Origin of the sequence: Glutamicibacter sp. (assembly GCF_035257265.1) — a bacterium.
GTDB lineage: Bacteria > Actinomycetota > Actinomycetes > Actinomycetales > Micrococcaceae > Glutamicibacter.
The window spans coordinates 49,950-62,626 of record NZ_DATEXC010000030.1 but is presented as its reverse complement, the minus strand read 5'-3'; the positions used below and the strand labels follow the sequence as shown (position 1 = coordinate 62,626).

The following is a 12,677-nucleotide window of genomic DNA, read 5'->3' as shown; positions in this document are numbered from 1 at the left end:
GCCCCACAGGGGTCTGAGGAGTGAGCAAATGGTGCGTTTGGATGACGTCGATCTGAAAATTCTGCTGGCGTTAATCCGTGATCCCAGAATTCAGATATCAGAGCTTGCCGACGAAGTTGCGGTGGCACGAAACACCGCTCAATCCCGTTTACGCCGGCTCCAGCGTGCAGAGATCTTGCGTGCCGGCGGCAGAGATGTAGATTTGTCCACACTCGGCTATGACGTGCTGGCCTTTGTCACCTTGGAAGTTCTTCACCGCGAACTGGATACCGTGGTGACCTCACTGCGGCAGATCCCTAATGTGCTGGAAATCCACGAAACCTCGGGCCGCGGCGACGTCTGGGTCAGGCTCATCGCCACCGACACCCACCAGCTGCAATCGGGGTTACGGCAAATTCTGCGGATCAAGGGTGTAACCCGTTCGGAGACTACCTTCGCGTTGCACACGCACTTGGCTTACCGCACCTCTCCACTGCTGGAGCACTACGCCGAACACAATCACTGAAAGTGCTAAAAATACAAGTCTTTCCTTGAAACGGTTACCGGCCTAGGCTGTGATTACGAGATGTCACGAGGGATAACCCCGACTCTCGTCGGGTCCCTCGCAATTTGTGGAGGAGTACGCGATGACTAAGGATTTTGAACCAACCGACTTCAATCCAGAATATGGGAACGATATCTACGAGCCGGATGACGGACGCGATTCCCAAGCCTACGAAGGCTCCAGCGATGCTCCCGAAACTATGCGCAACATCGATCCGCTCGCGACTCGCAGCTACCTGCTTGATGACGATCTGGAAACCGAATCACAGCTGGATAATGAATTCACCGAGGAGTCCAACGACGACGAAGATGAGGACTAGCTCACTGACTAAGCATCCCTTAGGCTTCTGCGTTTAGAATTTAGAAGTGATCAATCCAGTCCATCTGCGTACCCTGCTCGAAGTGGTGGCGCATCGTTCCTTTGCCACGGCCGCAACCCGGCTGGGCTATACCGCCAGCGCCGTCTCCCAGCAAATGACAGCCCTAGAACGCAGCACCGGAACAACATTGTTCTTACGCGGTGCCCGTTCAATTACGCCTACTCCCGGTGCGATGCGCATGGTCCGCCATGCCAAGCGGGTGTTGACGGACCTCGACGCGCTGATGGCAGACGTTGCCACCATCTCCACGGACTCCAGCGAGCGTGAGGAAATCAAGCTTGGGATCTTCCCCTCGCTGGCCACTTACGCCCTGCCGAAGTTACTGACCTCCGAGGACTGGAACGCGCTGGGAATTAACCTGCGTCTGTGGATCGGTGAGCCCCAGCAGACCGTCGCCGGACTTGGCAATGGCGGGGATCTTGATCTCGCACTGATTTTCCAGGTGGGCCCCGGAGGGCTTAGCTGGCCCGCCTCCTTGGAGCGCGCATGGCTTGGCGATGATCAGTTCCGTGTGGTCATTCCGGCCTCGTGGCCTATCGCCGATGACGCGCAGCTTACCGTGGACCAGTTGGCCGAATGGCCGTGGATTTTCCACCACCCTGGCACTTCCGACGCCACACTGATTTCCAGGCTCTTTGCCTCATACAATATTCACCCGCAGGTAGCTGCGTATTGCGATGACTTTAACGCCTCGCTGAGTTTAGTTTCCTCGGGTCTGGGCGCCGCGCTGGTCCCAGACCTGGCGATGACTCAGGCTCCCGAAGGTCTGCGCATTGTCGATGCTCCGGAAATTAGGTTGGCGCGCTCTATTTTTGCGCTGAAGCCAGAGAATTCGAAGAAGCCTAAAGTCGCCCTCGTTTTGGACCGGCTCACGCAGATCCTTTCCGACTAGGGTAGAAAGCGATCACTGCCGGCTGTTTAGGAAAGGGCGATCTTGGAAGAACTTGTCATCGCAAAAGTGCATGGACCGGTAGGGCATCTGCAGCTGAACCGTCCAGCGAAAATTAATGCCCTGAACCTGCAGATGCTGCAAGAACTTCACCGGGTCTTGCATCTCTGGGCCGAAGATCCCAAAATCGAGTTGGTCTTGCTCACCGGTAACGGCGAGCGTGGATTCTGCGCCGGCGGCGATATCGCAAACTTCCATACGGCGCTCACCACCGGTGCTCATGAAGACTTTTTGGCGCTGCTTTCCCTAGAGTTCGACACCGACCACCTGATCTCGGTCTATCCCAAACCGTTGATCACCGTGGCGCACGGGATCACCATGGGTGGGGGCATTGGCCTGGCAAGCCATGCACCGGTCCGTCTAGTGACCGCACAGGCCACCATGGGCATGCCCGAGGCGCGTATCGGGTACACCCCGGATGTTGGCGGAACTCATCTGCTCGCTAGCGCCCCGGGTCATTTTGGCGAATACTTCGCCATGACTGCCGCCTCGTTTAGCGGTGAGGATGCGGTTTTCCTGGGTTTCGCCGACGCGGTCATCTCCACCGAGTTCGCCGAATCCATCTTTGACGAACTCGATGACCTCGTGGGGCTGGGCTCCGCAGATATTGCCTCAGCCATCGAGGTGCTGCATTCGGTTCCCGAATCGCACAAGCTCGAACTTGAACAAGGCTGGGTCGACTACGCTTTTGGAGCCCCCACGCTGGCTGAAGTTTTGGAGCGGCTGACCGAGATGGTGCACCCAGCGGCCCGCAAGGCCGCCGCCAGCATCGCGGGCAATTCACCGACCAGTGTGGCCGCCGCGTTCCATAGTGTGCGTGCAGCCCGCGCGGAGCAAAACCTTCGCAGCGCGTTAGACCGCGAACTGCGGCTGGCTGATTACCTGATGCATCTGCCGGATCTTGCCGAGGGAATCCGTGCGCAGATCATCGACAAGGACCGCAACCCGCAGTGGAAACCAAACAGCCCGGCCGCGGTGAACGAGGCCGAGCTGCTGGCATTATTGGACGGCTAACCGACGGTCTTAGACTCCTGGTTTGCCTTCGGGCCTTGTGACGTCGTGTGGAAGTGGCACAACTTTCAAGGAATTCGTCGCGTCAATACGCGGCGCTTTCGTCTCGTCGTGCTCTGCACTGGCCCGATTGTGGTGCTTCAACGCAACATTTCTCGGCCGGCCATAGGCCACTGCAACATGCTCCCCGAAGTGGTCTGCGTCTGCCTCTTCCCAGTCTTCTTTCCACGACGGCGGAGCATCGTGCAATAGCTCTCCGGGCTTCAGCCAGTGGAACAGCGAGGCGTAGGAAAGTGTGGACTGCAAGTTCACCCGACGGCGCAGCATCCGAGTGTTCAGCTGATCCGGGCTTTCCAGGCCCATGGAGGCCATGATCTGTCCGGCTTCGGTGACAGTCAACCGGTGGTAGTTGTAGACACGGTGGCCTTTATCTTCCACATCGATGGCGCGTTGCAGGCGCTTGCTCTGCGTGGCCACACCGACCGGGCAATGATTCGTGTGGCATTTTTGCGCTTGAATGCAGCCGGTCGCCATCATCATGGAACGCGCTGCAAAGGTGAAGTCTGCACCTTGGATCAGTCGTTTGACGATATCCGAGCCGTTAGCCACCTTGCCGGCAGCCGCTATCCGGATTTCGTCGCGTAGCCCTGCGCCCATCAAGACGTTGTGTACCAGCAGCAACCCCTCGGTCAATGGGGTGCCCACATGATCTTCGTATTCCAGCGGGGCAGCACCGGTACCGCCTTCGGCGCCATCAACGGTGATGAAGTCAACGAGCACGCCTGTTTCGATCATGCCTTTACAGATGGCCATCACATCGGTGCGTGAGCCGACACAGAATTTGATTCCCACCGGCTTGCCCTGAGCCAGTTCACGCAGCTGCGCAACAAAGGCCATCAGTTCCCGGGGAGTGGAGAATTCTGGGTGGCTTGCCGGAGAGATGCAGTCCTCCCCCATGGGAACCTGTCTGGCCTCGGCAATTTCTTCGGTGACCTTCGCGGCCGGCAGCACGCCGCCCAGTCCGGGTTTTGCGCCCTGGGACATCTTGATGGTGATGCCTTTGACCTGTGGAAGGTTTGCTTTATGTGCGAAGGATTCTGGGTCAAAACGTCCCTCGGGGGTACGACACCCGAAGTAGCCCGAGCCAATTTCCCAGAAAAGATCTGCCCCGAATTCCAGATGGTACTTGGTCAATCCACCTTCACCGGTCTCATGGACAAATTCGCCCATCGCCGCTCCCTTATTCATGGAACGTACGGCGTTTGCGGACAATGCTCCGAAACTCATGGAGGAGATATTGAGCAAGGAGATCTCATAGGGCTGGGTGCACTGGCTGGAGCCGATGCTGATCTTATGCTGTTCGGTCGCTGGGGCCACCGGTGCGCTGGAGTGCAGCAGGTATTCGTGGCCAACCTCATTAACCTGAAGTTCGGTGCCAAAAGCCTTGTGGCTGTCCACGCCCTTAGCGCGGGCGTAGATCATCGAACGGGTATCTCTGTTGAAGGGCGCGCCGTCGGTATTGCGTTCAATGAAGTACTGCTGAATTTCGGGGCGGATGAATTCAAAGAGATACCTTGCGTGACCCAGGATTGGGAAGTTGCGCAGGATCGAGTGTCTTTTCTGCGTAACGTCTCGGATTCCCACCGCCAATAGCGCCGCGGTCAGCACCACCAGGATCCACCACACCCAGTTGCCCGATGTCCCTGCAAGGAGCGCGGTGAGCACAAACCCGGCCGCCAGCACGAACAAAAACAGAATCACGACTATTCGCATCATGTACCCGACACTAGTACGTGTATGGAAAGCTGTCAGGGTGACTCGGCAGTAATCCAATCGTTTTCTCGCACCACCATTGAATAGAACACCCCGCTGGTATTGGCAAGTAGCGACTGAGGCGTCCCGGCCTCGACAATTGTTCCCGCAGCGAGCACCATCACCGCGCTGGCCTCGCGGACGGCGGCTAACCGGTGGCTGATCAAGAGCACACCCATCCCGTATCCGCGCCGCTCATTAATGGCCTTGAGCACCAGTTGCTCGCTGTCCGCATCCAATGCGCTGGTCGATTCGTCCATGATCAATATGGCCGGGTGGCGCACCAGCGCGCGTACCAAAGCTAAACGTTGACGTTGTCCCCCGGACAGACTGGTAGAACGATCCGCTAGCCGGGTGTCCAGCCCATCGCGTTGGGCTCTGAGCCATGGGCCCAAACCTAGTTCGTTGATGACCGAGCGCAGTTCTTCATCGGTAATCCCTACGGCCCCCAAAACAAGATTTTCACGGATACTGCCGCGGACCATCACCGCTTCCTGGGCGACCAGGACAATACGTGAGCGAAGTTCCGCTAGCGGAACCGTGTCCAGCGATACCTCGCCCAGACTCAACGTTCCGTCACTTTTAAGTGCGCGGACCAAAGCTGCGGCAATCGAGGACTTCCCCGAGCCCGAGGCTCCGACAACTGTCAGCAGCTCGCCCGGCGAAATGCTGAAATCAACGTCCGTCACGACCTGACGTTGCCCGTGTGACACGTTCAGGTTTTGCACGTTCAGTGTTCCGGTATGCGGCAGTGCCACGGCGCCCGGTTGCTCGGCCACCACCGGTGGGGCGCTTGCTGTCGCGAACAATCGGCGAGCGCTAGCCAGGGAATCTTGAAGTCCGAGAACAAAGCCGTCAACCGCGCGCACAGAATCAAAGGAGGGCACCGCGATGACCACTAAGATGATGGTGGCTGACAACGAGGCTTCGGATACGAGCACCAGTATCAAGGCACTGCCCCAAATGACTATTTGGCTCAGTGCCGCACGTAGTCCGGTGACCCAGCCTGCACGCTTGCCCTGCGCCGCGTCGGCGCTAGCGGTGGTGCCCAGTCGTTTAAGCATCTGCTCCCCGGCACCGAAGGCGTGAAGCACCTCGATGCCTGCCAGTGATTCCAGCACAAGCTGGTTTTGTTTGCCACGTGAGGCGGCCGCTGAACTGGCGGCGCTTCGCAAGGCCGGCACTCCGATCATTGGAAGGAGAAGTCCAACGATCACATACCCGCCCAGCAGGATAAGCGCTGGGGTGCTGCCGAAGTTGAGGTAGGTCCACCAACTCACCGTGGCACTAACCACCACTGCTGCCACCATAGGTGGCAGGGTATGAGCGAAGAACACCTCTACCTTGTCGATATCGCGGGTGGCTTTGGCCAGCAGCGATCCAGAACTCTTAGTAGCCGCGGTGAAGGGTGCCTGCTTTGCAAAGGCCTCATACATCGTTGAACGCAGCCGGGACAGCGCCAGGAAGGCGACCTTATGCCCAACATATTGTTCCGCGTAGCGTAGCCCGCCTTTGAGCAGTCCGGCAAAGATGATGGCCACAATAAGAAGCCCAAAATGTATTCGGGGGAGCTGCCCGGGAAGTTCAAGGCCAATCACTTGGACCAGTCCCATACCGGCGAGCAGGTAAATACCCAAGCCGACCAAGCGATTAAGACAGGCGAGCAGGCTGGCGAGCGCCAACGGTGGCAGCAGGTCCAGGGTGTGGGAGATCAGCCAGCGGGAACTGGCTAAGGAGCCAGGAAGAGTTTGCGGCTTGCTCATGGTTGCTCCCCCGGTCCTTGCCGTCCGCCAAGTGAGTGCACACGGTCGGTGAAATTCTCCATGGCCCGTTTCAAATAGCCCTCGCGCTCTAACAGTTCGGTGCGCGCCCCGGCCTGCACAATCCGTCCCTGATCTAAGACCAGCACCTGATCATAATCGGCGAGTAAGCCCAACCGGTGGGTGACGGTAATAACCGTCAGATCCGCTGCTACCTCGCGCAAGGTGGCCAGCACCTGCTCCTCGGTTTTAACGTCCAACGAACTAGTCGGTTCATCCAATAAGAGGATCGGACGTTCAGCCAGCAAGGCCCGTGCAATAGCCAAACGTTGTGCCTGGCCTCCGGATAGTGTGGCCCCGCCCTCGCCGAGTACCGTGTCCAGCCCCGCAGGCAACCGCCCAAACCAATCCGACAGTCCGACGCGTTCGATAAGTTCAATCAGCTTCTTGTCTTTCGCCTGTTGATGCGCGAAGAGCAGGTTGTCCCGCACACTTAGCCCAAAGAGTGTCGCACCTTGTTCAACTACTGCAGTATTAGAGCGCAAGGTGGCGGGGCCGAGTGCTTGATGGCCTTCGTGGATAATTCCTGCGCTAGTCTCCAACTGTCCTTGCAGTACTCGCAGTAACGTGGTTTTGCCGCTACCCGAGGCACCAATGACCGCGGTCTTCGAACCGGGTGGGAAACTAAAGTTTAATTGATGCAGCGCTTCGGGATAGCCTTCATACCCGGCACCCAGATCTTCTAGCTGGAGGGTGTCCTCGCGCAGGTTGACGCTCAGCGGGTTAGCCGAGGAGCGGTGCCACGGGGTTTGCATGACTGACTCGATTTTTTCTTCCGCCGCGCGACCGGTCATCCCGATATAGAAGAAGCTGCCCACGTAGTTGACCGGGGCCAGCATCAGGAAGCTGAGCAGAATCAGCGAGACTCCCTCCCCAGCGGTGATCGCCTGCGCACCGACTCGCCACCAGGCCAACAGTGCCGCTGTAGCCAGCAGAAGCACCGCGAAACTCGCGTCGATGACCAGTAGCACCAGCTGGTTTCGGGCTAGTAGCTTCATCACCTGCAAGCGTACTTTTTCACTGGCCACACCAATACGCTGCCCCATCCAAGCGGCGCCGCCGTTGAGTTTGAGCATATTCAATGAACGTAGGGCATCGACAAAAGTCGCCGAAAGTATTCCTTGGGCCCGGCGGTATTCTCCGGACGAACCACGGAACAGCTTCTGAAATCCAAGGACAATCGGCGGCACCAGTACGGTGGGAATCAACAGCAGTCCGGCGCTGAGCGGGTCAATGAACAACATAATAGAAATGAGCACCAGCACCGGGGTGGCTACCGCGCAGATCGCGGGGCCAATGAACCCGGTACGGAATCGTACCGACCGGTCTACCGCGTCCATTGCGGCATCTACCAGTTCACCCTCCCCTAAGCGGCGTACCGCCAGCGGTCCAATATCCATGTAGTGGCGAACCAAGCGGTGACGTTCTAAAACTGTGAGCTTACGTGCGGACCGTGCGATGAGCACCGGAGTCAATAACGTGGCCAGCGCTACTAATAACAATTCATGGACCGCGGCCAGGTACCAGCCGAGGTCTAATTGCTCCCCGTTGTGAAACAAGTCGATGGCGCGGCCAATGAGCACCGTCAGTCCCACGGTGCCAACGGCCGAGAGTAACCCCAGGCAGACCACCGCCGCGGTGGATGCCGAAAAAATTCCAAAGACCCTACGCACCCCTCCATCCTAGGACGAAAGCCACGCGTCATAGGTTGGCAACCACCGCCCGGAGAGGGGAAACTAGCTAAATGACTACTCCGCCAACGGCTAAGCACCCGCATTCTGTCACCTTGCGTTTCCTCGCAGCACCCACAGATGCCGGAATCACCGGGACCGTGGCTGCCGGAACCGTGCTGGAATGGGTAGATAAGGCGGCCTACGCCGCCGCGGTGGGCTGGTCCGCAAATTACTGTGTGACCGCCTACGTCGGTAACATCCACTTCGCTGACCCGATTCACTCCGGGGATCTGGTGGAGGTAACTGCCTCGGTGGTGTACACCGGGCGCAGCTCCATGCATATCCGTACCGAGGTCTCCTTCTCGGATCCGCGCGAGCTGAAACCTGTCACCTCCTCCACCTGCTTGGTGATCTTCGTAGCGGTAGACGAGCAGGGGAAACCCACACCCGTACCGTCCTTTACCCCGGGCACCGCACGTGAACTTGAATTACGTGAGCATGCCTTGGCGCGCATTGATATTCGTGAGCGCATCGTCGCTTCGATGAACAACCAGTCATACACCGATGCGGGCACCGCCGAAAGAGTCATACTGCGCTTCATGGCAGCCCCCACGGATGTGAACTGGGGCGGCAAGGTACACGGCGGCATCGTGATGAAATGGATCGACGAGGCAGCGGATTTGTGCGCCAGCCGCTACAGCGGGTTGGACACCGTCGCGGTCTTCTCCGGCGGGGTGCGCTTTTACCGTCCGCTGCACATTGGAGACCTGGTCGAGGTTGAAGCCCGGCTGGTCTACACCGGAACCAAGGGCATGCACATCGCGGTGCATGTGCGCTCCGGGGACCCAAAAACAAATCAGTTGGAGCTGACTACCTACTGTTTGACGGTGATGGTGGCCCGCGACGAATCCGGCACCGCTGTACCGGTGAAGGCATGGGAACCGGTCAGCGAGGAAGACTCCCGGCTCTGGCATCACGCCCGTGAACTACTTGAAATCCGTGCCAACGCCCCGGGCGGGTACACCCCCACCCACCTGAGCCATGAACACCCCACCGCGAAGGTCTCCCGATGAACACCCACGCCTTTGTCAAGATCTGCGGATTAGCTACCGCCGAAGATGTCACCGTGGCAGTAGCCGGTGGAGCCGACGCACTCGGTTTTGTGTTGACCACCTCGGCGCGTGAAATTACCCCCGCGCAGGCTGCCACCCTGACCGCATTAGTACCCGAAGGTGTCGCCACCGTAGCGGTATTCCGCAGCGAAGACACCGCAACCGCAATCACCCGGGCTCGCGAAGCAGGCGTTGGCTGGATCCAGCTGCACGGCACGCGCACCCCAGCGGAGGTAGCCGCGGTACTCGAAGCAGGGTTCAGGGTCATCCGCGCGGTCCGCATGGATGCGCCAGCAGAGCAATTTGAGTACTGGGGTGAAGACTTTTTACTGATTGACGCCGCGGTGCCCGGCAGCGGCGAAAGCTGGGACTACGCCAAGGTACGCACCCTTGCCGCCGGCCGCAACTGGTTAGTGGCCGGCGGGCTCAGCGTAGCAAACGTCGCCGCGGCGCTCGCCGAGTCTGGCGCCAGCGGCGCGGATGTTTCCTCCGGGGTGGAGTCCTCGCGCGGAGTGAAAGATCCGGCACTGATCACCGCGTTTTTGAAGGCCGCCCACCAGTAGTCTTTAGCCCTAACGGATGAGGGAGAACGGTGCCGGTTTGCGGGCTCCAGGCAAAGCGCTTGCTTCACGCCATGCGGTGATCCATTCGGGCAGCACCCGGTCTTCGGGCAGGGTGGTTCCCAGAGCGGCGAGGATTTCCTCGTTCGATACCGGCCCTTTTTTGCCGGTCATTCGTGTGGCGATGTATCCGCGGGCGTAAATCTCGCCGTTGACTACGATGTGCTGTTCAAAGTAGATGCAACGCTCGTCCATGCCCAACACCCGAGTCTCCTGGGTGAACTTCACGCCCAATTTCACCGATTTTCTAAAGGTCATAGTTTCGGCTTGCACCACCGGGGTCCACTTATTTTTTCGAAGTACGTCCCAGGCTCCGGAGCGGAACATCAGATCGAAGCGGCCCAGATCAAAGATTGAGAAGTACATTCCGTTATTAATATGACCGGCGAAGTCGATATCCGTGAACGTGGCGCGCATCGGCACCGACCCGGAATCGAGCATGGAGATCTTGGAAGCTTTCTTGCTTCGGACTAGCATCATCAGGATGCGAAAAATCATGTGCATGCCATCACATTACCGTCCGGTAACTTATTTGACCATGTTCAATGACACCTACCGCGACGAACGATGTAATCCGCAAGACTCATCCATTGGGCACCGCCGGGCAGGTAAAGTCCTGTGCGGACGATCAATCTCGCCATCGATACCCGAAAGAGGAAGAGACCATGCTCCGCCTCTCGCAGCTCCTGCACCGCCGCGTCCCCTCGTTGCCACCGCCCGACTGGGAACGCGAGGCACCCACCCCGGCGGCACTTCGCCGCGATATCTTCTCGGCACTGGGCTTCTTCGTTCTGGCCTTGCTGATGCAGGAATTGGTGCTGTCGATGACCGAGGCCGGCAAAAGTGCGGACCGCCCGCTGGCCTTTGCACTGCTCGCGGCACTGATTTTGCCGCTGATGTTCCGCAGACGCTGGCCGATCGCCATGATGCTCATCGGATCCGCCGCATTTCTGATTGGCGGGTCCACTGCCACCGCAACGGTGGCCATGCAATTCTGTGCTCAGTTAGGCTATTTTTTGGGTCTCTACACCGCGGTAGCCTGGGCGCGCAACCGCCGCGGGCTGTGGACCGCAATGGGCTTGGTACTGCTGAGTATGGCAGTGTGGCTGATCATTTCTTTCTTCACCAGCGACCTCTTCGCGGCCAATAACCAGCTGATGGTTGAGAACCCCATGGGTTCCATCCCGGAAAATATGGCCCTACCGCTCTACTCTTTCGTCATCAATGCACTCTACTTTGGCGGCGCCATCTTCATAGGGCTAACCAGCTGGTCAAACTCCTACTCCAAATCGGTAGTACTCAGCCAGGCAGCACGCATCGCCGTCCAGGCAGAAGAACTCGCCGCCCGCGCAGTCAACGAGGAACGGCTGCGCATCGCGCGAGAATTACATGACGTTATCGCCCACCACATCGCGTCCGTCGGGGTGCAAGCTTCCGCCGCCCGATTAGTGCAACCCCGGGATCCGGCACAGGCCATCGAGTTAATGCGCGGCATTGAATCCTCCGCACGCAGCGCGGTGGCAGAAACCCGCTCATTGCTCGGCGTGCTGCGCGAACAGTCACTGGATCATTCCGAAACCGGTATGTCCTCCAGTCGTGACCCGGAACCTTCCATTGCCCAAATTTCCCAGCTTCTTCAAGAGAATGCCGCGCAAGGACTACAGGTGAGCCTCTCCCGCGATGAACACAGCCACGACTTCTTTGACTCTCTGGCCCCCGGACTCTCACTGGCCCTGTACCGGATTAGCGGCGAAGCGCTAGCCAACGTGCGCCGCCACTCCACCGCACGCACCGCCACCCTCGCGTTACGCTCAGGAATCGACGAGCAAGGTACCTGGGTAGAAATTGAAGTCACCGACCAGGGCTCCCCCCGGCCAGACACAGCGGGCACAGGTTTTGGCTTACGCGGCATCCGCGAACGCGCTGCACTACACCACGGCCTCGTAGAAATCGGTCCGCGCATCCCACGCGGCTGGCGCACCCGCGCGCGACTCCGTCTGCCAGATACCATCGACAGGATTGAATCATGAGCAAAATTTCGGTGGTGATCTGTGATGATCAACCGTTGATCCGTTCTTCGCTGAAGCTCATCTTGGAAACAGATCCGGGCCTTGAAGTCATCGGCGCTGCCAGTAACGGGACCGAGGCGGTAGCGCTGATCACCGAGCTCACCCCAGACGTGGCACTGATGGATATTCAAATGCCACAGCTGGACGGCATCGGAGCCACCACCCAGCTTTCCGGGTCTACACGCACCAAAATCATTGTGCTGACCACCTTTGACCGCGAAGATTACCTATTTGACGCACTTGATGCCGGCGCCAGCGGATTCCTGCTGAAAAATGCCGAACCCGAACTGCTGATCACCGCAGTCCACCAAATCCACGCCGGCTACGGATTGCTCTCCCCTGAGGTCACGCTCAAACTCATCAAACGCCAGACCGGTACGGCCCTCACCGCCGGCGCCGACCAGTCAGACCTCACCCCGTTGCGTGCACTAACTGCCCGCGAGCTGCAAGTGCTCACCGAGCTGGCCACAGGCAAAAATAACCAGGAAATTTCCGAGGTGCTATCACTGTCCGAAGCGACGGTGAAAACACACCTCTCCAATCTTTTAGCCAAACTGCACCTGCGCGACCGGGTGCAAGCGGCCCTCTACGCCCACCGTGCCGGGCTCATCCAATAGTTTCATCCCTCCGGCTCACGTAGATGGACAACGACCTGCCTAAGCTGGAAGTACAGTGACCACACGCCAGA

General features: G+C 58.8%; 12 protein-coding genes. 8 read left to right on the top strand and 4 right to left on the bottom strand.

Annotated features, from left to right (window positions below; genetic code table 11):
- The first annotated feature begins 28 nt into the window (after positions 1 to 28).
- The 4 genes from VJ369_RS07230 (at position 29) to VJ369_RS07215 (ending at position 2,886) form a co-directional block, all read left to right on the top strand.
- Positions 29 to 505 carry an Lrp/AsnC family transcriptional regulator gene (locus VJ369_RS07230; RefSeq protein WP_324091416.1) on the top strand — a complete coding sequence of 159 codons (477 nt, stop codon included), beginning with the start codon at positions 29 to 31 and terminating at the stop codon, positions 503 to 505.
- A gap of 121 nt (positions 506 to 626) precedes the next feature.
- The gene (locus tag VJ369_RS07225) at positions 627 to 863 is read left to right on the top strand and encodes a hypothetical protein (protein WP_105676011.1); all 237 of its coding nucleotides are present in this window, start codon (positions 627 to 629) and stop codon (positions 861 to 863) included.
- A 46-nt stretch (positions 864 to 909) separates the two neighbouring features.
- Complete coding sequence (locus VJ369_RS07220; RefSeq protein WP_105676013.1) at positions 910 to 1,815, top strand: LysR family transcriptional regulator; 906 nt, start codon at positions 910 to 912, stop codon at positions 1,813 to 1,815.
- Between the two features lie 42 nt (positions 1,816 to 1,857).
- The gene (locus tag VJ369_RS07215; protein WP_324091415.1) at positions 1,858 to 2,886 is read left to right on the top strand and encodes an enoyl-CoA hydratase/isomerase family protein; all 1,029 of its coding nucleotides are present in this window, start codon (positions 1,858 to 1,860) and stop codon (positions 2,884 to 2,886) included.
- A gap of 9 nt (positions 2,887 to 2,895) precedes the next feature.
- Here VJ369_RS07215 and VJ369_RS07210 read toward each other — a convergent pair whose 3' ends face one another.
- From VJ369_RS07210 to VJ369_RS07200, 3 genes are read right to left on the bottom strand one after another with little or no spacing between them, the layout of a single operon-like run.
- Positions 2,896 to 4,659, bottom strand: a complete 1,764-nt coding sequence (locus tag VJ369_RS07210; protein ID WP_324091414.1) for an FMN-binding glutamate synthase family protein — start codon at positions 4,657 to 4,659, stop codon at positions 2,896 to 2,898.
- A gap of 32 nt (positions 4,660 to 4,691) precedes the next feature.
- Positions 4,692 to 6,458 (bottom strand): ABC transporter ATP-binding protein, encoded by a 1,767-nt coding sequence (locus tag VJ369_RS07205; protein WP_324091413.1) that lies wholly within the window; start codon positions 6,456 to 6,458, stop codon positions 4,692 to 4,694.
- Positions 6,455 to 8,188, bottom strand: coding sequence for an ABC transporter ATP-binding protein/permease (locus VJ369_RS07200; protein WP_324091412.1), 1,734 nt, complete (start codon positions 8,186 to 8,188; stop codon positions 6,455 to 6,457). The genes VJ369_RS07205 and VJ369_RS07200 overlap by 4 nt, the downstream gene beginning before the upstream one ends.
- A 71-nt stretch (positions 8,189 to 8,259) precedes the next feature.
- On the opposite strand from VJ369_RS07200, the gene VJ369_RS07195 reads away from it, so the two are divergent.
- Both VJ369_RS07195 and VJ369_RS07190 read left to right on the top strand, forming a co-directional pair.
- Positions 8,260 to 9,261 (top strand): acyl-CoA thioesterase, encoded by a 1,002-nt coding sequence (locus tag VJ369_RS07195; protein ID WP_324091411.1) that lies wholly within the window; start codon positions 8,260 to 8,262, stop codon positions 9,259 to 9,261.
- Complete coding sequence (locus tag VJ369_RS07190) at positions 9,258 to 9,863, top strand: phosphoribosylanthranilate isomerase (RefSeq protein ID WP_324091410.1); 606 nt, start codon at positions 9,258 to 9,260, stop codon at positions 9,861 to 9,863. The genes VJ369_RS07195 and VJ369_RS07190 overlap by 4 nt, the downstream gene beginning before the upstream one ends.
- Before the next feature lie 9 nt (positions 9,864 to 9,872).
- Here VJ369_RS07190 and VJ369_RS07185 read toward each other — a convergent pair whose 3' ends face one another.
- Positions 9,873 to 10,424 (bottom strand): acyl-CoA thioesterase, encoded by a 552-nt coding sequence (locus VJ369_RS07185; RefSeq protein WP_324091409.1) that lies wholly within the window; start codon positions 10,422 to 10,424, stop codon positions 9,873 to 9,875.
- A 161-nt stretch (positions 10,425 to 10,585) separates the two neighbouring features.
- Here VJ369_RS07185 and VJ369_RS07180 point away from each other — a divergent pair, with 161 nt between their 5' ends.
- Both VJ369_RS07180 and VJ369_RS07175 read left to right on the top strand, forming a co-directional pair.
- A complete protein-coding gene (locus VJ369_RS07180; RefSeq protein ID WP_324091408.1) occupies positions 10,586 to 11,950 on the top strand; it encodes a sensor histidine kinase in 1,365 nt (454 codons plus the stop codon).
- The gene (locus VJ369_RS07175) at positions 11,947 to 12,606 is read left to right on the top strand and encodes a response regulator transcription factor (protein WP_324091407.1); all 660 of its coding nucleotides are present in this window, start codon (positions 11,947 to 11,949) and stop codon (positions 12,604 to 12,606) included. The genes VJ369_RS07180 and VJ369_RS07175 overlap by 4 nt, the downstream gene beginning before the upstream one ends.
- Positions 12,607 to 12,677 lie beyond the last annotated feature (71 nt).